Annotated in this window: 25 protein-coding genes; 1 reads left to right on the top strand and 24 read right to left on the bottom strand. The window is 64.3% G+C overall.

Annotation, left to right across the window (positions count from 1 at the left end; translation table 11 throughout):
- Position 1 precedes the first annotated feature (1 nt).
- The 20 genes from N5C25_RS00940 to N5C25_RS00845 all read right to left on the bottom strand — a co-directional run bounded on the left by N5C25_RS00940 (position 2) and on the right by N5C25_RS00845 (position 18,685).
- Positions 2-4,591, bottom strand: a complete 4,590-nt coding sequence (locus N5C25_RS00940) for a tape measure protein (RefSeq protein ID WP_279936166.1) — start codon at positions 4,589-4,591, stop codon at positions 2-4.
- A 57-nt stretch (positions 4,592-4,648) separates the two neighbouring features.
- Complete coding sequence (locus N5C25_RS00935; protein ID WP_111203744.1) at positions 4,649-4,978, bottom strand: hypothetical protein; 330 nt, start codon at positions 4,976-4,978, stop codon at positions 4,649-4,651.
- 33 nt (positions 4,979-5,011) lie between these two features.
- Positions 5,012-5,755: a hypothetical protein gene (locus N5C25_RS00930; protein ID WP_279936165.1), complete on the bottom strand. Its 744-nt coding sequence runs from the start codon at positions 5,753-5,755 to the stop codon at positions 5,012-5,014.
- A 22-nt stretch (positions 5,756-5,777) separates the two neighbouring features.
- The gene (locus tag N5C25_RS00925; RefSeq protein WP_279936164.1) at positions 5,778-7,745 is read right to left on the bottom strand and encodes a hypothetical protein; all 1,968 of its coding nucleotides are present in this window, start codon (positions 7,743-7,745) and stop codon (positions 5,778-5,780) included.
- Between the two features lie 2 nt (positions 7,746-7,747).
- The gene (locus tag N5C25_RS00920) at positions 7,748-7,963 is read right to left on the bottom strand and encodes a hypothetical protein (protein WP_279936163.1); all 216 of its coding nucleotides are present in this window, start codon (positions 7,961-7,963) and stop codon (positions 7,748-7,750) included.
- 77 nt (positions 7,964-8,040) lie between these two features.
- Entirely contained in the window at positions 8,041-8,415 is a 375-nt protein-coding gene (locus N5C25_RS00915) for a hypothetical protein (protein WP_005408966.1), read from the bottom strand.
- A 125-nt stretch (positions 8,416-8,540) separates the two neighbouring features.
- The gene (locus tag N5C25_RS00910; protein WP_021203809.1) at positions 8,541-9,014 is read right to left on the bottom strand and encodes a phage tail tube protein; all 474 of its coding nucleotides are present in this window, start codon (positions 9,012-9,014) and stop codon (positions 8,541-8,543) included.
- 78 nt (positions 9,015-9,092) lie between these two features.
- Positions 9,093-9,455 carry a DUF3168 domain-containing protein gene (locus N5C25_RS00905; protein WP_279936162.1) on the bottom strand — a complete coding sequence of 121 codons (363 nt, stop codon included), beginning with the start codon at positions 9,453-9,455 and terminating at the stop codon, positions 9,093-9,095.
- Complete coding sequence (locus tag N5C25_RS00900) at positions 9,452-9,955, bottom strand: HK97-gp10 family putative phage morphogenesis protein (protein WP_279936161.1); 504 nt, start codon at positions 9,953-9,955, stop codon at positions 9,452-9,454. The genes N5C25_RS00905 and N5C25_RS00900 overlap by 4 nt, the downstream gene beginning before the upstream one ends.
- A complete protein-coding gene (locus tag N5C25_RS00895; protein ID WP_058982001.1) occupies positions 9,948-10,283 on the bottom strand; it encodes a head-tail adaptor protein in 336 nt (111 codons plus the stop codon). Before N5C25_RS00895 ends, N5C25_RS00900 begins: the two co-directional genes overlap by 8 nt.
- Positions 10,283-10,585, bottom strand: coding sequence for a head-tail connector protein (locus N5C25_RS00890; RefSeq protein ID WP_021203805.1), 303 nt, complete (start codon positions 10,583-10,585; stop codon positions 10,283-10,285). The genes N5C25_RS00895 and N5C25_RS00890 overlap by 1 nt, the downstream gene beginning before the upstream one ends.
- Complete coding sequence (locus tag N5C25_RS00885; RefSeq protein WP_279936160.1) at positions 10,585-11,064, bottom strand: hypothetical protein; 480 nt, start codon at positions 11,062-11,064, stop codon at positions 10,585-10,587. Before N5C25_RS00885 ends, N5C25_RS00890 begins: the two co-directional genes overlap by 1 nt.
- 66 nt (positions 11,065-11,130) lie before the next feature.
- Entirely contained in the window at positions 11,131-12,342 is a 1,212-nt protein-coding gene (locus tag N5C25_RS00880; RefSeq protein WP_021203803.1) for a phage major capsid protein, read from the bottom strand.
- Positions 12,339-12,986, bottom strand: a complete 648-nt coding sequence (locus N5C25_RS00875) for an HK97 family phage prohead protease (RefSeq protein ID WP_134945719.1) — start codon at positions 12,984-12,986, stop codon at positions 12,339-12,341. The genes N5C25_RS00880 and N5C25_RS00875 overlap by 4 nt, the downstream gene beginning before the upstream one ends.
- The gene (locus tag N5C25_RS00870) at positions 12,979-14,238 is read right to left on the bottom strand and encodes a phage portal protein (RefSeq protein WP_021203801.1); all 1,260 of its coding nucleotides are present in this window, start codon (positions 14,236-14,238) and stop codon (positions 12,979-12,981) included. Before N5C25_RS00870 ends, N5C25_RS00875 begins: the two co-directional genes overlap by 8 nt.
- Positions 14,235-16,142 carry a terminase TerL endonuclease subunit gene (locus tag N5C25_RS00865; RefSeq protein ID WP_279936159.1) on the bottom strand — a complete coding sequence of 636 codons (1,908 nt, stop codon included), beginning with the start codon at positions 16,140-16,142 and terminating at the stop codon, positions 14,235-14,237. Before N5C25_RS00865 ends, N5C25_RS00870 begins: the two co-directional genes overlap by 4 nt.
- A gap of 843 nt (positions 16,143-16,985) precedes the next feature.
- Complete coding sequence (locus N5C25_RS00860; RefSeq protein WP_235651490.1) at positions 16,986-17,249, bottom strand: hypothetical protein; 264 nt, start codon at positions 17,247-17,249, stop codon at positions 16,986-16,988.
- 400 nt (positions 17,250-17,649) lie between these two features.
- Positions 17,650-17,994 carry a DUF1064 domain-containing protein gene (locus tag N5C25_RS00855; RefSeq protein WP_279936158.1) on the bottom strand — a complete coding sequence of 115 codons (345 nt, stop codon included), beginning with the start codon at positions 17,992-17,994 and terminating at the stop codon, positions 17,650-17,652.
- The gene (locus tag N5C25_RS00850; RefSeq protein WP_279936157.1) at positions 17,991-18,281 is read right to left on the bottom strand and encodes a hypothetical protein; all 291 of its coding nucleotides are present in this window, start codon (positions 18,279-18,281) and stop codon (positions 17,991-17,993) included. The genes N5C25_RS00855 and N5C25_RS00850 overlap by 4 nt, the downstream gene beginning before the upstream one ends.
- Positions 18,257-18,685, bottom strand: coding sequence for a hypothetical protein (locus N5C25_RS00845; RefSeq protein WP_100474853.1), 429 nt, complete (start codon positions 18,683-18,685; stop codon positions 18,257-18,259). Before N5C25_RS00845 ends, N5C25_RS00850 begins: the two co-directional genes overlap by 25 nt.
- Before the next feature lie 75 nt (positions 18,686-18,760).
- Here N5C25_RS00845 and N5C25_RS00840 point away from each other — a divergent pair, with 75 nt between their 5' ends.
- The gene (locus tag N5C25_RS00840; RefSeq protein WP_100474854.1) at positions 18,761-19,060 is read left to right on the top strand and encodes a hypothetical protein; all 300 of its coding nucleotides are present in this window, start codon (positions 18,761-18,763) and stop codon (positions 19,058-19,060) included.
- Positions 19,061-19,177: 117 nt separating this feature from the next.
- Here the strand turns inward: N5C25_RS00840 and N5C25_RS00835 are convergent, their stop codons facing one another.
- The 4 genes from N5C25_RS00835 to N5C25_RS00820 form a co-directional block, all read right to left on the bottom strand.
- A complete protein-coding gene (locus tag N5C25_RS00835; protein WP_032129818.1) occupies positions 19,178-19,492 on the bottom strand; it encodes a hypothetical protein in 315 nt (104 codons plus the stop codon).
- Positions 19,489-19,977 (bottom strand): glycoside hydrolase family 104 protein, encoded by a 489-nt coding sequence (locus N5C25_RS00830; RefSeq protein ID WP_279936156.1) that lies wholly within the window; start codon positions 19,975-19,977, stop codon positions 19,489-19,491. Before N5C25_RS00830 ends, N5C25_RS00835 begins: the two co-directional genes overlap by 4 nt.
- Positions 19,978-20,049: 72 nt before the next feature.
- Positions 20,050-20,814 (bottom strand): DNA adenine methylase, encoded by a 765-nt coding sequence (locus tag N5C25_RS00825; protein WP_279936155.1) that lies wholly within the window; start codon positions 20,812-20,814, stop codon positions 20,050-20,052.
- Between the two features lie 492 nt (positions 20,815-21,306).
- Positions 21,307-21,783 (bottom strand): hypothetical protein, encoded by a 477-nt coding sequence (locus tag N5C25_RS00820; RefSeq protein WP_279936154.1) that lies wholly within the window; start codon positions 21,781-21,783, stop codon positions 21,307-21,309.
- Positions 21,784-21,918: the final 135 nt, after the last annotated feature.

Below are 21,918 nucleotides of genomic sequence, written 5' to 3'. Positions count from 1 at the left end.
ATTACCTCGCGTTGAGTGCTTCGCGCAGCGCTGAACTGCTGGCGTTGCGTACGCCCTGGGTAGTGGTAGACACGAGCTGGCGGAGCAGCTGGTTCTGTTCGGCGAGCAGAGCGTTGCTCTGCTGTATGGCGGCGGTGGTTTGCGTCTGAGCGTCGTTGTTCACGACCAGGTCGAACACGGCCCGGCTGAGGTTGTCCGGCAGCGCCTCGATGGCGTCGGCCAGCGCACCCATGCTGGTTCCGTCAGGCTGATTGAGATCTCCGACCTTCATGCCATCGATGAGGCCGGTGACCCGGCCATACAGGCTGTTGTAGTCCTGCCCGCTGGCGTACAGGTTCCGTCCGAAGCCCAGTGCGGCCTGAGCGGCCGCCTGCGCGGCGCTGGTGTCGCCACCGGACACCGCCCGCTCCAGCTCCTTCATCGCTTCGCCCAGCTTCTCCTGGTCCGTCAGCGGCGACAGGTCACTGATCGACAGGCCGTACTGCATGGCCTTCTTGTCCTTGTCGATCTGCGCCTGCAGCTTGCCCATGTTGGTGGCACGCAGCGCCTCGATCTTGGCCAGGTCCTCCGCCCGAGCGCCAGACAAGCCGAGCGCCTTGGCGTAGTCGTTCGCCGATTTCACCTGCTGGCGATACGTGCGCTCGATCGACAGTGCCTGCGACTGGTACTGCGTCAGGTTGGCCGTCATCAGCTGAGTGCTCACGTCGGCCATGAGGCTGGCGTAGTTCCCGAGCAGCCCGGTCACCTTCTGCACCTGGGTGGCCAGGTCCGTGCCGGCAACGGCGGCTAGATCCTGGAAGTAGTCGACCGCCTTGTTGACCTTGTCGACCTCCAGGCTATTGAGCGCCCGGCCCAACTCATCGGCGTTGCCAACGGCCAGCGCGATCGACGCACTGAGCGCGGTGAAGACGTCCGCCGATTCGAAGTAGCCGTCGAGTTGGCCACCGAACCCCGCCGCCTTGACCGCCTCGGTGTACAACCGATTGGTCATGTCGCTGAGGTACGCCTCCAGCTGTGCCTTGGCCTCAGTGGAGTCAGCCGACAACTGGAGCTTCCCCAGGTCCACCTTCACGCTGCCGAGCTTCTGGGTCAGATCCACACCCAGCTGCTTGGCCAGATCGGTTGCAGCACCCCGGACCTGGCGCGCGGCCATATCGAACGTGCGATCGATGCCGGGGTCCAGCGCGCCGAACTGCGTCCACTTCTTGTCGCTGCGGAACAGACCGCCCTTGGCCTTGATATCGGCATAGCTCTGACCATCGAATCCGCCGAAGCCATAGCTGCCCGTGATGCCCTGCCCGGTGACCTTGGGAGCCTGCCGACCGAACAGCTTCGCGTGGATGCTGGAGCCGGACAGGATCGACGCGACTTTGTCGTTGAAGCCCAAGGCGCGGAATCCCTTGTCGGCCAAGCCGACAGCCCCGGCGGTGGCGATTTTGCCGGCCCAGCTCTCACCATTGGCGATGTTCCAGCCCTGGTCGAACAACTGGGCGTTCTTCATCATGCCGGCGACAATCCAGCCGATGATGGGGACCGCAGCCGCTGCCGAGCCAGCAGCGCCTGCACCCGCCGCACCTGCGCCGGCTCCTGCACTGCCACCCCCGATCAACCCGGAGAAGCTGGAACCGGTCATCCCGGCCATGCTGGTCACGTCGCCGAAGCCTGTCAGGGTTCCGGCTGCGGCCCCGGCGGAACGGCCGAACCCGAACAGTCCCTGGCCCTTGGAAAGCAGCCCGGCCACCGTGCTCACGTTCTGGCCGCCGGCCGCAGAGCCATTGCCGCCGAACAACCCCATCAGACTCTGCAGGTTCAAGCCACCGCCCTGCCCGTTCATCCCGTTGAGGATCTGCGTCTGGATCGGGATCACGATCTTCTGCTGCAGGAACTCACGCGCCAGGTCACGCAGCCCGCGCTTGGCGGCATCCTTCAGGTCGTCCCACAGGTTGTCGAAGTCCCGCATGCCGCCGGCAACGAAGTCGGCCATGGCGTCGGCGGCATCGCCCACGCCGTTGATAACCACGCCGGCCCACGCCTCAACGTTAGCAGCAGCCTCCTCCGCACGCAGCGACAGATCGGCCGATGCCCGGGCGGCGCCAAGCATGGACTGCTCGTACTGCTCGTAGCTCGCCGCCCCCTTGGACAGCGCCAGCGCCTCCTTGCCGCCAGCGGCCTCCACCGCCTTTTGCAGCTCCTGCCGCATGTCGCGCTCGTTCATCATCTCGCGCCGCGACAGCTCACGCGCACGGCCGACCTTGCCCAGCATGGCGACCTCGGCATCCATCGTCGCAAGGAGCGCCTCGGGGCTGGCTAGGGCCTTCTTGATCTCCGCGCTGGACTGCTCCAACGCCTTCTGCGACTCCAGGATCAGCGTGTTGTACGCGGCCCGCTCGATGCGCCCTTCCTTCAGCGCCTCCTTCAGCTTGTCCTCGAGCTGCTTCTGTCGCTCGGTGGCCTCGGCCAGTGGCCCGGCCATCGTTGCCGCGGCCATTGCAGCCTGATCGTTGTAGCGCTTGATCGCTTCCGCGTCTGCCTTGCGATCCTTGGCGCCTGCGCGCTCAGCGGCTGCCGACGCCTTGCGCGACTCCGTGAAGTTCTTCTGCGCAGCGGCCAGCTCCGTCTGGAGCCGGATGTACTGTGCGCCCTGCTCGATGTACTGCTTGACCTTGGGGTCATCGCGCTTGGAGAAGTCGACGCCGCTGGCTTGGGCCTCCTTGAACCAGTCATTCACGTCCAGCTTTGCAATTTCGGCAGCACTTTTGCCCACGCGGGCGAGTTGACCCGGCAGCGACTGCATTGCCGACGCAATGCGCTTGCCAGCCGCGCCTGCCGAGTCTCCCAGAACGTTGAACGAACCCGACAGGGCGTCAGTTGCGCTCTTCGCCTGAGTACTGCTGCCTGTGAAGGCGTCGAGGATCGCACGCTTACGATCGACCTCCCTGCCAGCAGTCGCCGCGGCAGCGGTCTCTTCCGTGAGGCTCTTGGCCACGGTGGCAGCAGCTGGCGAGCCAGCGATCATTGCTCGCCATGCCGCCTCCAGACCATTGGAGAACTCATCGGCGCCAATCTTGCCGGCCCTAAATGCGGCATCCAGCCGCTGCGTCTCCCGGATGAACTCTGAAGCCTGGCTCGCTGTGGCAAAGTTCGTCGCCGCAGCGACCATCTCCGTAATCGAGCTGGTGATGGTCCGGTAGTTCTCGTCGATCTCCTTCTGCAGTCGAAGGATCTCGCCGGCCTGCATCTGGGCGTTGAGGGTCTTGAACTTCTCGATGGCAGTGTCAGCCGCACCACCAAAATCGATCAGCGCAGCCGACGCAATCTTCGTGTTGTCGCGGAAGATCAACCAGCCCGCGGCGGCAGTGGCCAACATGGTCACAATGCCCGCCGGGCCTCCCAGCATGGCAAGCGTCGCTGATCCAGCACGCGCAAGCCAGCCGGCGTTGGCCGCTGCAGCCTGCGTTTGCGCCTGAGCCAGCAGCAGCGTGGCCTGTCGATGCTCAAGGGTCGCTGCAGCGGCTTTGCTGCTCACGGACACGCTACCGCCGATCGCAGCCGTGCGGCGCACCTCCGCCTCCGCATCGAGCATTGCGGCACGGGTCCGCAGCTCGAGCTGCTGCGCAGCGGCCAAGTTCTGAGCCGCTGCGGCCCGATCTGCCGCCATACCAGCGTTGGCCGCAGCGACCCGCGCCAGTAGGGCTTTCAGCAGCGGTCCAGATGCGACTGCGGCTCCGGCGACAGCTACCATCTCCAGATTGCTGCCGAGGGCACCGATGCCGGCTGCAAGCGCCTTGGATGCGCCGGTAGCCTCGTCGGCACGGCCAATCATGACCTGCAGGTTGTTGTTGAACAGCGTCATTGCCTGCCCAACGGTGGAATCCATCTTGCCGAACGCCTCGTCCACAGCGCCAGCCTGGCTCTGCAACGCGTTGATCACCTGCTGTGACGACAACTTGCCCGCGGCGCCCAGTTCACGCAGTTTCCCGATCGGTACGTTCAGGCCCTTGGCGATGGCCTGTGCCAGGGCTGGCGCCTGCTCGAGTACCGAGTTCAGCTCTTCACCTCGAAGGGTGCCAGAGGCAAACGCCTGACCCAACTGCACGAGGGCGGCATCGGCACCCGCCGCGGACGTGCCGCTGATCACCATCGTTTTGCTGATGGTCTCGACAACGCGTGCCAAGTCTCTCCCAGACAGACCGAGGGCCTCCTGGTTCATCGCGATTCGCTGGTACAGCTCCGCAGTCGCACCCAGAGGCTGTCGCGCTGCGCCGGCAATCCGGATCACGTCAGCCTGCGCGGCAGCGAACTGCGCCTGGCCCTGCGTGACCAGTCGCAGCCTGTTGTTGAGGTTCGTCCATTCGTCGGCCTTGCCAATTGCGGCTTTTACGGCCACCAAGGCTGATGTAAGACCCACCGCCTCAGTCGCTACCCGACGAAATCCGGCCGCGACCTCATCGGCGCCGCGGCGTGCGGCGTCTGACATAGACGATTGGATCGTAGCCATGTCGCGCTGCACGACGCGCGCGGCCTTCCCGCTGTCGCGCTCGAACGATCCCGACTTCAGCAGCAGGTCGACGGTAAGGGTGTAGAGGCTCATCGCGCTTCCAAAAAAAAAGCCCGCACATGGCGGGCTTGGGGCTGATGGAAAGATGTTCTACGGAATCGGGATTTCCGACCCGTTGATGGTCATCTGTGTCACGGTTCCCTCAGCGTTCGTGACACACGACGCGGATGCAGGCTTCGTGGAACCGCCTGTTTCGGAAAGGACCAGCCCGGCCCCGGCGGGCCAGGCGAAATAGTGTTCGTTGGCGGATCCCATGTCCTTTACGTACGGCACCTTGGTGCGGCTGGGGTCCGCTGACGCCGCTTGAATCGCGCTCATGCAGTTCAGCAACCCGCGCTTGGCTCCATCGTCCTGTGCCGTCGAACAGCCAGCTGCAAGCGAGAGCAGCAGCACCGGCGCCAACCTGATTAGATGCTTCATAGAACCTCCCGATATCTGCGGAGATCATGCCAGCTACGTCGGGATTTCCTCAAATTCCATGTACCCCTTGAAGTACTGCCGGCTGATGTTTTCTGCCGACGGCAGCTGTGTCGGGTAGCCGTACAGCGCCGAGCGCGCCCCCAGCAGCGGGTCGAACGTCTTGCTGACCATGTCCCGGTACTGCGGCACAACGCAGGAGCGCCGACGCCCCGCCATCGCTGCGGCCACAGTCTCCCAATCGGTCCCGCCCAGCCCACCGCCGCGCACGGCAGCTGTCGCCCTGCCGGACAAGGTGCAGGTGAGCCGGCGGTACAGAGGCCCGGGAACCGTGTTGACCTGGCCGCCCTTGGTGCGGGTGTGCACGCTGGTGTCGGTTGTGGCCACCGCCCAACCGTCGCTGATACCCACCTCGACTGCCCGGAAGATCGCAATCTCGCCCACGTCCACGTTGGTGGCGGTGGTGGCAATCTCCACGGACACCACCGAGACCAGGGCGCTGGCCTGCGGGAACAGCCAAGCGCAGACGCTGCCGTCGGGCAGACGCACCGTGGTCCCGGTGGCTGCGGCGGCGCTGACTTGCACGCCGGGCGGAATGTTCAGGCCGAGAATCGCGATGATCCCCGGGACCACAGCGTCGGCGAGGGTGATGGTGATAGCCAGCGAACTGGTGCGGCGGATCCGCGACGCCCTGCCAGGCTTTCCGTCGAAGAGCGCCGAGCCCTGGTCCGCACTCAACCACGTGCCACCGGTGAGGGTCACCGTCGCGACTGCCGGCATGCCATATCCAATCAACACGTCATCATCCCCACACCGTCAGCACCACGTCCCCCGTGGCAGGATTGCGCTCTACACGGCGCACCAGCACCGGCTTGCCGTCGTCGAGACCGTAACGTCCGTAGGTGATCCGGCCGATCTGTCCCGGCAGGGGCGCCAAGTCCTGATCACCACGCACCGCCAGCTGGTAGAAGTGGCGCTGCACCCGGTACAGGCCCAGGACGCGATCAATCTCCTGTTGCGCGTCGGCCGCATGCCAGAACAACGAGATCACCGGATCAGCCGCCTCTGCCCGCTGGTAGTGGGCGTGCAGCGGACCAGCGCCATACACCTGCCCCCGGTAAAGGCCGGTCAGTTCGTCGCGCCTGGACTGCGGCACGTCGACAACGTCGGTGACCAGGTCTGACGCGCCCAGCGCTTGGCCGTTGGGTCGGTAGGCCATGCGTCGAGTCAGGTTCGGAGCATCATCGGGCACCATGACCAGGTCAGCGGCCAGATAATCCTCCGACAGATCGAAGGCAAACGCGCCGGCATGATCCTCGGGCGCGGTCACGCGGACGAAGCGCAGCACCCCGGATGGATCCTGATAGCAGCCGGCGCCGTAGCTGGGTAGTAGCGCATTCAGCGCAGCGCGGCCGGTCATGGCTGTTCCTGCGTAGTAGCCGATGCCCATATACCCCGTGGCGTGGTCGATATCCGCACAGTCGCTGGCCGACCACGCCGCTCGGCCCAACCGGGCCATCACATCACCCACCGCCTGTTCCAACCGCGCCGGCATCATGCTCGGTCCGATGCTCGATGCGTCCACGACAACCGGCGTCACGGGGGGTGACTTCAACAGCAGCTGCTGCCCGTCCGGAGCCTCGCTGTAGGTGCCGTCCTCCATCAGGTCACCGCGATCCATCACCGCATCGATGTAGACCCGGCTGTCGGCCACGAACATTGAAGTCGCATCCGAGTTGGCGCCCATTGCCGGGACGCTGCCCACTGCCCCAATCACTACCGGCTGCGGCTTCCATGCCAGTGACGCCACATTTGGCAGGAACACGCCCTGGTTGATGGTTTCATCCAGATAGTCGTGCGCATCACGCAGGTGCAGCGTCTTGGTGCCGTCGTCGTTGATCTCGATCTGCTCGATCGCGCAACGGAAGGCCGGGACCGCGTCGGCCCGCATCCCGTTTTCGGGCGCCAGCAGGATCTGCACCGAGCTGCCAGAGGCACCAGTGCCCGCCATCCAGTCCAGCAAACCTTCCGCATCGACCACGACGCACTCGGCGGCCGCGGCCTGGGACACCGGGTCACCGCCCCACGGCCAGAACGCCAGCTCCTGGATCAGGTTGACGCCCTCGGCCACCAACCCCTCGTAGCGAACGTTCGCCGGGCTATCGCCGGGCGCAGACAGCCAGTCCACGTCGGCCAGCCGAGTCGGGCTGACGGATGCAGCGGGCAACCGCCAGCCAGCGGCCGCCGCCTCGCTTCGCGGCCCCCACTGCCCTGCGTTGACCGCGAGGCACAGCCCGCCCGCCTTGGTTGCGGCCAGTGACGCGGCGAAGAACAGCGGCCCAGACAGCTGCAGCTCGCGCACCAGGATCTGCGCGCCGTTGAGGTAGAGCCGCAGCTGGCGAGGGTTCGAGAACACGACCTGCAGCCCGACAATATCGCCGTGGGCCACCGCCGGCAGGCCAGTGGCGATCGCTCCTCCAGCCTGCAGCAGGCGCCCGGCGGCGAGGTCCCAGCCGATGCTGGCGAGATCCGCACCCAGCGCCTTGTTCAGCGCTGCCGGGCCCGTGGCGAAGCCTACGAGGGCTGCAAGGGCGTCATCGCCCCACACCGCAAACTCCACGCCCACCGTCCCGGCATCAAGGCCGAAGTCGGAGCGCGCGTGGCTGGCCAGCGCGGTGGCGCCGGTGGTGGCCAGGGTAAGCCCGCCATCTCGCGCAGCGAGTAACGGGCCAATGGGCGTGGCGGCGAACCGCCCGAAAGTGTCGGTCATGGTCATCCCAGTCCATCGAACCAGTCCTGCGCCTCGTCCTCATCGGACCGTGGCACGAGAGCGTCGAGGTAGTGCTGAAAGGAGCGCTTTGTCCCGCCCTGGCTGTGCGAGGCGGTGATATACGCGGCGAAGGCAGCGGGCTTGATGTGCAGGCTCAAGGGGTCGATGGGGTTCCGCTTGTGGAACTCCCACCATTCCAGGAACTCGCGGCGCGACATGGTCGCCCGCAAGTCCGACACCGTCCGGTGCAGGTGACCGGCGAGGACCTTCCAGAACCAGTCCTCGCCGCGCTGCCTTAGCCGTTTCCCGCGTCAGCCTGGGCTTGCGCAGCATCCTCGCCGAAGCCGGAATGCTTCATGGCGACGCGCTGCAGCTCAGCGGCAACCAGCGGTTTGAGCTGGGCGGCCTGCTCCACGTTCATTACCGGCTTGCCGTCCTCGTCGCAGATGGTCGCTGCGATCAGCTTGGCGCGGTCGCCTTCACCCCACAGCTTGCGGAACTCCGCATCCGGCAGCTCGCGCACGTGGAACTGCGCTTTGGCTCCATTGGGCAGGGTAATGGTGTCGGCATGCACGTCCTTGGACGCGAACATGCCCAGGTTGGTGAACGACTGCAGGACGCTCAGGGGCTGCTGCGGCTGGGTTTGGGGGGTGTCGTTGGTCTTGCTCATTGGCCGTTTCCTTGAATGGCGACAGGGCGCGCGGGCCGCGCACGGCTAACACGCGGAGGATCCGCGCGCCCTGTCAGAGAGATGGCCCGCCGGAGCGGGCCTGGGTGGGCGCCGTTGACGCGGCCTTACGGCGTCGGGCGGTGCGTGGTGACGGCGCCGGAGCCGCGGATGGTGATCGTCGCCTTCCAGACGTCGTTGTCCTGGCTGGTCACCGCGAAGTTCTGCACGAAGCCGTCGAACTGCTTGGACAGCACGGTGTCCGGCGGGGTGATCTTGCCGGCAACGGCGGTCGGCTTGGCCACGCCTTCGGTTTCCGACAGCGGCGCGGTCACCAGCCAGTTCACGACGGCACCGGTCTCATGCAGCTCTTCCAGCTTCTCGTGGTCGACGCTGTCGTAGATGATCTCGATGCTGGTGCTGCCGGTCTGCTTGCGGCCGGCGACGAACTGGTCCCAGTCGTCGTCGTAGTCGGAAATATCGATCTCCGATGCCTGGCCATCGGGGAAGCCGACCGAACGCAGGCGGGTCACCTTGATGACCTCGGCCGCGCCGATGGCGACGAACAGCTGGGAGTGCTTCGACTTGATTACCTGTCCCATAGGGATTTCCTTGTGTTGCGCCCGTCGCCGGGCATGAAAAAGGCCCCTTGCGGGGCCAGTGGGTTGCCGTTGTGTGGATCAGCGCAGTTGCAGGAGCCGCACGTCGAATGAAATGCCTACCGAATCCGTGCCGTCGTTGTCGGGCGTCGGGTTGTACGACTCGATGCTGCCCACGCGCTCCACCACGTCGCGGATAGCGACGCCAACGGCGTTGGTTTGGCTGAGGACCTCGCCCCATACGGTCATGCGGGCCCGCCAGCCGTCAGCCGGCGGCGGTTCGGACAGCATCGCCGTTGGCGATCCGTTAACCACCTCCCACGTCGCGTAGGGGAGCGGCGTGTTCTGGGGCGCACTACCCAGGAATAGGCGGACAGGATCGCCGAGCACCTGCCGGACTGCCGCATCGTTTTCCAGCAGGGATTGGATCAAAGGAACCATCATCGCCAGCCATCCTTTTTCAGCTGCTTGTCGAGCGCCGCCCAGGTCTCATTGATGATCACCTGTGCCGCTTCCGGTCCTTTCGTCTCACCGGCGGGTGTGAGGAAGGGAGACGCCCGCATGTTCTTGGTGCCGAACTCCACGAACCGCCAGTAATAGGCCCACCCAGACTCCTCGTAGACCTTCCCAACGCGGCCACGGCGCCGGTTGCGCTTGGTGTTGGCGTACTTGCGGCGACGCCCCGTCTTAACGCCTACGGTGAAGTACTCGCCGCCTCGGCCTACACCTGCGCGCTGCCGGCTCTTGGAGTTGGCCCGGCGGGTGACGATCTGAGACGCCATGAAGCCTGTTGCTTTCGGCGCCCGGCGTCTGGCGTCGTCCCGGATGACATTGCCGCCCTTGCGCATGCCGGCCTGGACTGCCCTGCCCTGGATGGCCTTGGGGGCCTCCCGCAGCGAGCGCAACAGGCCATCCAGACCGTGAATGGACACTTGCTCAGCCATTGCCCAACCCCGCTACGGCGATGATCGCCATCTCACTACCGTCGTTGCTCGGTGCAATGCTCTTGATCGCATAAGGCTTGCCCCGCTCGACAATGCGCCAAGTGGGCTCGACATGGCGTGGGAGCATGTCCCACCGGACCTGCTCGCGGTATCGCTCCGCCCCTGCGGCGACCGCCTCGGCCGTCGCGCTGAGTTGGTTCGTCTTCTTTGCCCACGCCTCGGCGACGAGCTGCCATTCCTTCTTGGGCGGCCCACCTAGCGGATCGCGGACATCGACTGCGCGCTCGAAGCGGATCAGGTGACGGCGCTGGCCTGCTGAAGTAGCCATCAGAATCGCTTCCTGTACCAAAGAAGTCGTGACACCCCGAGGGCAATCTCCGAGGTCAGCTCACCCAGGGCACTGCGGTTCTCCGCCCAGCTGCCGACCATCAACAGAACCGCTTGGTGCACATCCGCCGTAAGCGCCATCTCTTCTTCGCCGGACGGCTCACCCTCAACCAGGCGGCGATCGCAGTGCATCTCCACGTGCACGAGGGCCGCGTCTACGTACGTCTGCAGGAGCGCATCGCTGATCTCATCGACAACGCGGCACTGCTCGCGCACAAGCGCGAGGTCGAGGGTGATTGCCATTACTCGGGATCCTTGTTCTGGGCTTCGGCCAACACCGCTGCCAGGCGAGCAGCGCCCCAGCGGCGATCGAACTCGACGCCAGCGGCCTCCAGCTGCTGGATCAGGAGCGCCCTTTCATCAGCGCCGACCTGATCGGCTGCCGGGCTCCCTGCGACGGCGTCGGCAACAGCGCCGGCCGTGACAGCTTCACCGGAAGCAGCACCATCGACCGCCGGTGCGGCTGTGCTTGGGACTGCGTCGGTGCTGGTAGTTCCGTCCACGCCGTCGCCCTCGCCCGCCTTCAGTTCGCTGGGCTTGGCCGGCTTCGTCTCCTGGGGTGCGGCGCCTTCGTGGACCTGTACCACCAGGCCCTTGCCGACCAGCGCGTGTCCGTATTCCGGATCCACGCCGTCGAACACGTCGCCAGCCTTCACATCGGCGGACTCGGCGTTGAGCTTCGGGGCGTCGCCGCGGAAGCCCCATTCGGCTTTGATCTTCATGTTCCTGCTCCGTATAGAAAGAGAGAGGCCGGCGCGTGGCCGGCCTCGTTCGGGATCAGCTCGCTATCACGCCTGCGGCTTGAAGCGGCCCTTCACGAATGCCTCGACGCGGCGCTTAGCCAGGCCCAGGCGCTCTTCCACCAGCAACACGCGCTGGTTCTTCACGAAGTCGTCGTTGATCAGGCCGACCTTGAACAGGAAGCTCATGCGGTCGTAGATCGTGGCGCCGCGCTGGAAGTTGGCGACCAGGAACTCGCCACCGGTGGTGGTGCCGTCGCCTTCGTCCATGCTGTCCGAGGCGACCACCGGCCGGCCCCACAGGATCGGGGTAACGAAGCCCTGCAGGTTGGCGAACAGGTAGCGGTTCTGGCTGTCCTTCTCCAGCTCGATGTTCATCCAGTCCAGCTCGGTCATCACCGTGGCGTCGGCCGACAGCTTCGACTGCTTGCGCACCTGGTAGATGGCGCGGCGGACAGTGTCGATCGAGGTGTCGCTCGCCTTCGAAAGGGCGTCATCGAACAGCGTGGCGTCAGTCATCAGGCCGGGCAGGTTGTTGCCCAGGCCGTCGCCCTTCAGGATCTGAACTTCTTCTTCCAGCTTCAGGTCGTAGCGCAGCAGCTGCTGCAGGTAGCCGTACATCTGCGGCACGTCGTCCAGCGCTTCGTCGGTGACCGGGATCCAGACCGCCAGCTTCTTCACCAGGTCGGTCTTCTGCTCGAAGGTAACGTTGCTCTGCGGCTTGGCCCCGCCTTCGCCGACCGGGCCGGCGCCGCGGGTGTGCAGCTTCTCGCGGAAGTAGGTGTAGCTCTGGCCGGTGACGGAGATCGACGGGATCAGGTCGCGGATGCGCAGTTCCTGGCGGATGCCCGGCTGGATCGTCGGATCGAAGTTCGGCACGACGATGCCTGCGCTGGTGACCGCCTTGGTCTCCTGCATGGACGCCAGATCGTCCTTCTTGACCTCGATCTCGGCGGCCGACTTCTCACGGCCCTGCAGCGCCTTGTACTCGTCGTTGCCCTTGATGAAGTCGATGAAGCCTTTCTTCGTGCCGGGCTGGTTGCCCAGGCCGATGCCCTTTTCTTCCAGCTTCAGGACCTTGTCGACGACTTTCTGGATCTCGTCGGTGGCCGACTGGATCTGCTTCTTCAAGTCAGTGGTGACCTGGTTGCCCTTTTCGATCTCGGCCGAGGCGCTGTCGTACTTCTTCTGCAGGCCGGCGAAGCCGTCCTTCAGCTGCTTTTCCAGACCCTCACGGATATCACTGATGTTCTCGCTCATTGGTTCATACCTTTGAAAATGGATTCGATGGATGTGCCGAGTTGCTTCAGCTGCTTCACGGTCTCCGTGTCCCCAATGCCACCGTCACGGTGGATCGCGGGAAAGCCGAGCGAGGCGACGGCCGCCGCCTCTTTCTGGGACAGCCCCATGCGTTCGCGCAGGGCCGATTCGAAGGCGCGAACGTCGGACTTGACGCTCATCACCTGTGCTTCCGGGTTCATGCCAAATGGAACGACCGATGCCTCCCACAGTTCGGCCTTCTTGATGACGCGCACCCGCCGCCCCTCGCGGTTCTCGATCGCGTCCTCCAACGTGTTGAAGCCGACTGACATTTCGTCCAGGGTGCCGGCCTTCATCAGCTCGTAGGCGTCCTTGGCGTAGCTGACGTTGAGGTTGACCTTGCCCTTCAAGTGCAGGCCGTTGCCGTCCTGTTTGAACTCGGCATCGCCGATCAGCCGGGTCAGGTTGTGGTACAGCGCCAGGCGCAGTCGGCCAGTTCGAGTCGTCTTCACCTTGACGAAGGCACCCGGGAGGATCAGGTCCTCGCCGAGATCCACGTTGTTGAACACCGAGGCATAGCCCTCGAAGTTGCCGGCATCGTCGGCCGCCTTTACCTCGAACGGGCAGGAATACTTGCTAAGCATTGGCGGGATCTCCCGTTGGGTCGTCGTTACTGGAATCGGGCTTGTTGCTGGTCCACCGTGTGACCTGGTTGTATTGCTCGCCTTCCAGCACAGGCAGGTTCTCCTTCACCCGAACCTCGTTGATCGTCATCCAGCCAGAGCCGCCGGAGCCGCCAAGGGCCGTCTTGTAGTAGGTAGAACGGGCGCCGCTGTCGGCCCGCAGGAGGCCCTCCACGACAGCCTCAACGAACATGTCGCCATCAGCGAACAGCTTGTCGTTGATCTCGCTCTCGATCGCGTCGAGGTAAGGCTTCAGGCCGAAGGTGACGAAGCCGCTGGTTTGCTGCTCCAGATTGGAGCCCAGCACAGACGTGGAGCGAGCGCGGTTCGTCAGGTACAGCGGAACGCCCCAGATGCCGGCGAGCGCCTCTTCCTGGAACTGCTGCGATTCGATGAACTGGCTGTCTTTCTGGGTCAGTCCGGCCGGCGTGATCGTCGGCCCGCCCTGCAGGATGGCCATCTTGCCGAGGTCGTCTACATCGCCCTGACGGATATCCGGCAACTTCGCCTTGATCTGCGCCTGCTGCTCCTTGGTCAGGAAGCCGGGGTAAATGATGTATCCACCGGTGAAGCCACCCTTGCGCATGAAGCGCGCTGACCAGTCCTGCGCAGCGCGCGCGAGACCGATGGTTTCGGCTTGGTACTCGACTGGCGACAGGCCGGTGATGCCATCTGGGCTGAACAGCTTGAAGTGCAGCATGTTCTGCGGCGAGACCGGCGTCTCGCTGCCGTTGATCGTCGCCCAGTAGATCAGGCCGTCGTCGGTGTCGATGCGGACGCTATCCACCGCCACAGGAATCAGGCCGATCCATCCACCATCGTCGTCACGTTGGATGATGGCGAAGGCATTGCCACGCAGCGCCATGTTCACCACGACTGCCTTGATCAGGTCCAGCCACTTGATGAACGGATTCGGCTTGCTCAGCAGGCGAAGCAGACGGCGCCTCTGCGGGCTGCTCCCCCTGACCAGCTGGCGGAGGCCGCCCGCGTCCTCATACAGCTTCCAAGGCAGCCCCGCGGCGGACTCGGACAGCACCTTCACGCACGACCAGACGATGCTGACCGTCAGCGCTTTCTTGGGCGTCACCCGGACGCCCGCCTTGGTGCCTCGGCCACCGGTGGATAGGTCGACCTCCACGTAGTTGCCGGTGGCAGGGTCGTCGTATCCGAAGAACCGCCAGCTCAGCGGGTTGTACCAGCGAAAGGTAGTCATCCGATCAGTCCAAAGAAGCCGTTTTCCAGGTAGTCGTCTATGCCGCCGGCATCCGGTGGCATGGCGTGTGCCGCGCCGATGGCCATGCAAAGGGCCACCGCGGCGTCGATCTTGTTTGCCGACCTGGCCTTCGACAGCCAGCTGTTGCCCCAGCGGTCCGATTCGATGACGGCGGACATGATTGCGGACACCAGAACCGGGTTCCGGCGCAGGCGCAGGCGACCCTCCAGCAGCGCCTCTTCCAGCAGGCGCAGCGATCCGGGCATCCACATGCCTTCAGGTACTGGCTGCCCCGACTGCTCGGCGGCTTCCACCGCCGCTTCCAGTGGCTTGCCCTTTTTGCAACCGCCCTGCGGGTGCTCCGCGAAGGTCACAGATAGGCCAATGTCGTTGACCTCCTCTTCGAAGCGGCGGAACGCGTAGCGGTCGTACGCGACCAGCTGCACGTCATAGCGGCTGTCGTACTCGGCCATGACCTGGGCCACGTGCCGGAAGTTGATGGCCTGCCCTTGTGGCGCGTGCAGGTGTCCACCGTTGACCCACGTGCGATAGGGCAGCTTGTCCTGCAATTGCCGTTGATCCAACGTGTCGCCGGGCGTCCAAGCCTCTATCCAGGCGTCGAACGTCGGCTTCTCGATGATCAGCTTCTCGCCCTCGACCTCCACCTCCACCGGTACAGTGCCGGTCTCCACGACCGCAGCCATCGCGGTGATATCGCGAACCTGCGACAGGTCGAGGCCCAGGTAGACCTTGCGCCCCTCATGCATGCGCGGGTCGAAGTCGGCCAGCGCCGGTTCCAGCGTTGGGCGCGTCATCCAGGCGGTCTCCGCATCGGTCCACACGCAGAAGTGCAGACGAAGAATGCCGTTCAGTGACCCGGGGATCGCTTTGGCTTGCGCCACCACGTCCGCCAGGTACTGCTCGGTGATAGTTATCCCCAGCAGGGGATTGGCCTTTGCCCAGCAGCTGGGGTCCTCAAGCGGGTCGTCGCCGTCGTCCAGGCTGCACACGTAGCTGAAGGTGCGGTCATCGATAACGCCGCCGACGAAGGTCGGATCGTTCACCGCCTCGGTATGGCCGGCGGCGACCTTGACGGCATGCTCGTGCTCCTCCCAACACACCGAGGTCCGGTCGCTGCCGGAGTTGGTGATCATGAAGAGCAGCGGCTCGCGGCGGAACTTGAAGCCGCGCTCTAGCATTTCGATGATTCGCCGGTCGGGAAGCTCGTGCACCTCATCGACCAGCACGAAGAACGGTCGAGGACCGGAGCCGGTACGGCCCGTGTCGCGCGACACCGGCCGGAAGAAGCTCGCGCTGGCGTGGTGCGCCATGCTGAACTCCCGACCCTCACCGCCAGCGAACTCGATGCGCTTGGCCAGGAGCGGCGATTTCTTGACCATCTTCACCGCGTCGGCGAACAGGATGCCGGCCTGGTCCTTCTTCGCCGCCGCCGAGTAGATCTGTGCGCCAGCCTCGCCTGCGGCCGTCATCCCCAGCAGGCCCAGCCCACCGGCCAGCGGGCTCTTTCCGTTGCCCTTTCCCTGCTCGATGTACGCGCGGCGGAACCTGCGAAGCCCGTCGGCGCCCTTCCAGCCGAAGAGCGAGCCGATGATGAACGCCTGCGAGGGGTGCAGCTCGAACTTCCGCCCCTCGAACTGCCCCTCGGAGAGCATCAGGACGTTCTCGAAGTAGCGGAACGCGTACTCGGCAGCCTCGTGGTCAAAGTAAAGGCCCCGTTCGGGGCCTTCGATCAAGTCCTGCAGGTGGCGCCGGCAGGCGTTTCGGACATGGGGGCCGGCTACGATCCGGCCAGCCACCACATCCAGCGCATACGCCTTAGTGCGGTCGGCCGGAGCTGGGGCCACCGAAGAATTCTTCGCCCTGGTCGTCTTCGTCACCGCCATGCGAGACCTTCGATTCATCCACAGGTGTGGCGCCCAGCTTTGAAAGGATCGAGCTGAGCGCCTGGGTTGCTGACACGCCGAATTCGGCTTTCGGGTCATCCATCCGAGCCGTCCAGAGGCAGGCAAGGCGGAGCAGTACTCGGTGGCTCGCGTTGAGCCAGGGCATTTCCGTCGCGAATTCCTTCCATGCCCGCTTCTCCGCCGCAGTCATGGCCTTGTACGGCTCGCCCAAGCTTCGTGTGCCCGCCGGCTTCTTCCGGCCAGCGTGCCGGCCGGGATTCTTGATGGCGGCGCCGCTTGTCGCAGCCTTTGCGACGGGCAATCGGGGCCTTGGCATGAATTCCTCGGGAAAATGCGGGATTTCTTGACTGGGAGTGCCCGTTCGAGGGTCGTCCCGTGAATTGTGGATACGCGTGTTTGGGGGGGCGCTCGGTCTAGGAGCCGGCCAACGCCATAAATTCGCCCCCCCCTACCCGTTGGCGTGGAACGACGGACCGTGGAACCGTCAGTGACCGATCGGCCAACCGTCGGTGTCACACCCACGGACCTGCGCGGCGCCTCGCTCGAGTCGGGCTTGGTCACTGCTATGGCAGTTGGCACATTGGCTGTCGAAGGGGCCTGTCCAGAACATTTCCTCCGTCTCGCCGGCAGGGTGGCCGTTGGTGTGGTTGCACACCGTGGCGACCGTGACGTGGCCTCTAGCCTTGCACCTGCTGCACAGCGGCTCACGCTCCAACTGCGCCTTGCGCGTGCGTTGCCAGCGCGCGGTGCCATACAGGTGTGCGAAGGCGCTGCCGCCTGTTTGTCGGGTCCTGCCGCGGCGCTGGGTCGGGCCCGCCGCCATCAGTAGGGCTTCCCGTCCAGGTCGACTCGCTCCGGCTCGGCACCTTCGTCATGCACCGGCGTTCCGGCCTCCTCGCCCAGCAGCTGCGCCACGGCCTGCACCAGCAAGCCAACGTGCATTGCTAGCTCGGCGATCTGCTTGCCTTGCTGCTCGATGATCCCGACCAGTCGGTCGATACGGCTGTCGGTGCTGCTCTCAATCAGCCCCGCCAGGGCCGTGACAGCCGCAGCGCGCGCTACCTCTTCAATTCGTGCAGCGTCCATCACCAACCCTCGTCGTTCGCAGTACCAGGCCGCGGCGTATCCACCACTCAGACCATTCCCATTTCCCCGCCGTCGTGACCATCTACCGATGGACCGTGCTCAACCTTGGGTGAGACACTCAGTTGCGAGTCGTCCTGCAGTGGAGAGAACAGAGACATGCCACGTAAACATACGGCTCGATTCGAGCTCTACAGAGACCATCAACGCAGCTGGCACTGGCAGCTGTTAGCCAGCAACTCAGTGCCAATCGCGGTCAGTCCGAAGGGATACGCGTCTAAACACGGCTGCATCCTCGCGCTTCGACTCATCGCGGATGCGGCAAAGGACTGCGTAATCTGGAACCGGGATTTCGAAGTCTGGGAGTACGGTTGATGACAGCCACCATGCCACTGGCCGCCCATCAGAACTCCTCCACTTCCCAGCCACCGCCGTCGCGCTTGCGCCTGACCTTCACCGCAATGAAGCGGAATGGGTACATGGCCGCGGCAATCTTGATCTTGGCCCGTGCATCGTCCTGCCAGTGGCCCTTCACCTCGTGGCACTCCATGACGCCGTCGGCAGCCATGACTGCAAAGTCCGGGGTGTAGAACGTGTTGTCGGCCAAGCGCAGCTTCATGCCCTCGAACCGGTGCCACTGCACCTCGCCTGCCGCCTGCAGCGCGCGCAGGTGCTCGGCATACGCGGCCTCGGTCTTGTTCATCTCGCCGGTCTTCAGCCGGCCAAGGGCCAGAACCCGACGGTTCATCGCCTCACCTGGTCAACGCTCAGCTCCCGGATCTCACCCAACTGCTTGTTGCACTGCTGCAGGCTCAGGATGTTGGCGTTGTAGGCGGACACCACCTGTTCAACGGTCCGATCCTGTGCCCGAGTGATCGGGCACTGCCGGGTCAACGCAGCGGGCGGCGCCACCGGCTTCTCTACCGTGACGTACACCACCTTGGGAATGTCCGGTTTGGCAGCCTTGCTGCAGCTGCCAAACCCGCACAGCGGCAGCGCAGCGACCAGCATCAAAGCAGCGGTATGTCGGCGCATAGGGCCATCTCCAGTTGGGACCGGCATGCCGGCTTGCTCTTGGCGGCCTGCAGCGCCTGCTCAGCCTTGTCGGCTCGGCGCTTGCTCTCGGCTGCCGCCGCTTCCGCCTGGCGCGCAGCTTCATCGGCTGCCGCCCTCTGACGCGCGGCAGCATCGATCGATGCCTGCGTCTGCCGGTTCACGTCCTCCAGCAGGAGGCCGCAGGCGTTGGCCGCACGAAGGTTCTCTGCAGCGTCAGCCTCTGCGGCAGCGCGCGCGTTGTCGGCCTTGGCGATGGTTTCCTGATCCTTGGCAGCCTGGTGGTCGCTGCCGTGCTGGCAGCCCGTAACGAACAAGCCGCCGACCAGCGCCAGGACCGCCAGCAGCTTGAGCAGGTCGGCGTAAGGGCGCAGTGGGTCCAGCATGGGGCACCTACATAAATGGGTCGCCCTCCCTGGGGTACGCTGTGCGTGCTACCGACACAGCCCAAGGAGGGCGAAATGACTGAGATTGTTGGTTTTGACGAGAAGAGCTTCTTGACAGGATTTGAGGCACAAGGGAAACAACGCGCACTCGAGCTGTTGCTATCCGCGCTGATTACCACGCATCCAGAGCCTCACAAGTTCCGGATCGCTATCGACCACCTGATGAAGGAAGAGGAGAACCTCTTCTACAAGGCCGCTGAGTCACTTGAAGGCGATTCCGCCTCATCCGCACACGCCATCGGCAAAGCCAAATATGCCGCTATGCGCGACAAAGCTGAAAAGGTCATTTCAGCAACTGTCGGATGGGATCCGTAAGGCTCGTCTCTTTGCATAGATCCATGAGGGCCGAATGAGTATCTTTGGCCCTCCTTTCTGCCTTCGAAGGCTTATTCAACCAGTCCCGCAGCCACAGGCGCGGATTCCATTTGTCGTTCATTCCGAACCTCCTGCTCTGATCGTGTCGCTGTCCGGGTCAAACGGCGGCGGCTCCAAGCCGGCCGCGCGCATCAACCCTTCCAGTCGGTAGATGTGGCGGATCAGGCGAAGCTCCCTGGCCTCCATGCGACCAACCCGTTCGCCCAGCCGGGTCACTTCCTCGCGCATCAGCTGGATCACGTTGACCTCGGCCCCTTCCCTGGCTGTCTCTACGAACTGCTTGCGCCACCACAGCGCCACACCGCCAGCCCCAACCATCAGGCCGCCGACCGCTGTGCCAATTGCCTGCCAATCCACGTCGACCCCGATCATGGCGCCACCGTCCCGCAGGCCTTGCGGTACACGGCCAACAGGTCGGCGAGCTTCTGCTCGTGCTGGCCGTAGCCAGCTCCGGGCAGGCTCGCCCAGATGTTGCTGACCGCCTTAATTGCCTCCGGGATCTTGCCCGCCTGGATCAGCGGCAGCGCGCGACGCTCCCGGATCTGCTGCAGCGCGATCAGGTCCTGGCTCAGCGGCGAGAAATCCTTCAGGCCGAGCGTCTTCTTGTAAGCGTCGTAGTAGCGGCGCAGCAGCTGGTAGCGGCCGGCTGCCGTGGACTGAATCTTCAGCCGCGGCAGGTCCACCAGCACGCGCGGATGGTCGGCGTAGCTCTTGAACAACTGCCCGCCAACGATCACGTCATAGCCGCGGTCCTTGGTGGCCTGCTTGCCGTTGTCCGTACCTTCGGACCAAGCCAGCATGTCGAGGAAGGCCACGACGTTCACGCCGCCAGCCTGTTGGGGAGTGATCTGCGTCATCTCGGTTCCTGCGGAGGTTCAGCCCCGCCGCGCTGAGCGGGGCATGGATACCCGGCCGAACCCAATGCCCGGCTAGGTGGTGTAGATCAGCTCGCTCCGAGCAACGCCTTGACCACCGCCCACGGTGTAGCGGATCGGCACGCTGACCCGACTGAAGCGATCGAACAGCGCGCGCATGGCGGGGTGGTCGTTAATAGTCAGGATTGCCCGGCCTTTGAGCTGGCCCATGGTTTCAGCCAGCATCTCGTACTGCTCCATGCCGAACTCGCTTCCATAGCCCGTGGTCTCCCAGTACGGAGGGTCGAGCAGGAACAACGTTTCGGGCCGGTCGTACTTCTCGATGCAGCGCTGCCAGGTCAATTGCTCGATCACGACGCCCTGCAGTCGGAGGTGGGCATCACTCAGATCCTGTTCCAGCCGGAGCAGGTTGATGCGTTTTGCCGCCGTCGGGCCAACGCCCAGCGACTGCCCGTCCACCTTTCCACCGAAGCTCAGCTTCTGCAGGTAGTAGAACCGCGCGGCGCGCTGGATATCAGTCAGCGTATCGACGTGCTGCAATTGGGCCCACCGGTACATCTCCCGGCTCGTCAGGGACCAGCGGAAGTGCCGAACGAATTCGTCCAGGTGGTTGGCCACCACGCGGTAGAGCCGGACCAGCTCGCCGTGCGTGTCATTCAGGACTTCAATCTTGGCCGGTGCACGCTCGAACAGCATGGCGGCGCTGCCGGCGAAGGCTTCGACGTAGCAGGTGTGTGGCCGCTCGTCGATCAGCGGCAGCAGATGCTTCGCCAGGCGTGTCTTGCCACCCGGCCAGGGAAACAGTGTTTTGGTCTTCAAATCTCAGCTCATGCGACACTAGTTAAGCAAGCTTCACTCGCTCTCCGGAGAGCGGCAGGGCTTGAGCCAATGGCACGCGGCTGAAACGCGTGTACGGCGGCGGCGCTCCGGTGCTTGCAGGCATCGGGGCGCCGCCCTGTTTGTTTACGGATGGGCGCGGATTGCGCTGGCGTGCTAGCCCTTCAACTCCGGCATTTTCCGGAGTTACGGAGCCAGATACGCAAACGGCCCGCCGATTGGCGAGCCGCGTAGATGGGACTCTCCCCACCTTGCCTAGAACTGTACCATCATGTTGGCAACGGTCAAGTACTAACTCATAGCGCCTTTTTCGGGACTGCATCGATGGGAGGCCGGGCGGCCTTGTACACACGGCTTCAGGTTGGGTGCGGGCATGGTGGGTGTGTGCGGCGAGTCCGCTCAGGGTCCTGTGCAGATTGCCGACTATCTGCAAGCAATGGCTGGGAGGGCCCAAGCGACTGGGCCCCCGTTTGGTCAGCTTTGGCTAGGGTGGGAGACGCCCAGCCGGCCAAAGTTGAACCCGTCGATCTGGCTAATACGACCGCGCCAAAGAGGCTTAACAATTGCTCCGTTGGGCACACCTTCGGCAACGGCAGCAGAGTGATAACTCACGTTTTTCATGTGGAGGAAGCCAATATTAAGGTCCTCTAGATTCTCGTACGGTGCAGCGAACTGCTCGAATGCACTCTCAAAGTAGTTTGCCGTCACCTCATCCGGGCAGCGTTGCTTCAACTGGTCGGTGGTCTGACGCATGTAGTCTTTGCCAGACATGGTTTCGCCGCAGACAAGCAGGCCTCCGACGTTGACCGTAATCGGCAGTGACACTCCATCCAGAGCCATTGCAGCAATCATCTGCAGAATGCCATCCGAGTACTGCATTGGGTTGAGGATTGACTCCTGCGGGGAATCCGCTGCGTCGCTTCCGGCGTGTTCAGTATTCTCAGTATTCATAACCAGCTCCTTGGCGGCCCCGGCCAATCCTGGACCTTCCGCATACTAGCAGCGGTTCTCGATAAAAATGCGCCGTTGTTTTGACGCCACTGCGCCGCCCTAAAACTGGACAGAAGCGATACGATTGGGCCTCAT

The sequence above is a fragment of the Stenotrophomonas sp. GD03958 genome (genome assembly GCF_029839005.1).
Taxonomy (GTDB): domain Bacteria; phylum Pseudomonadota; class Gammaproteobacteria; order Xanthomonadales; family Xanthomonadaceae; genus Stenotrophomonas; species Stenotrophomonas hibiscicola.
This window is presented reverse-complemented; position numbering and strand designations above follow the sequence as displayed.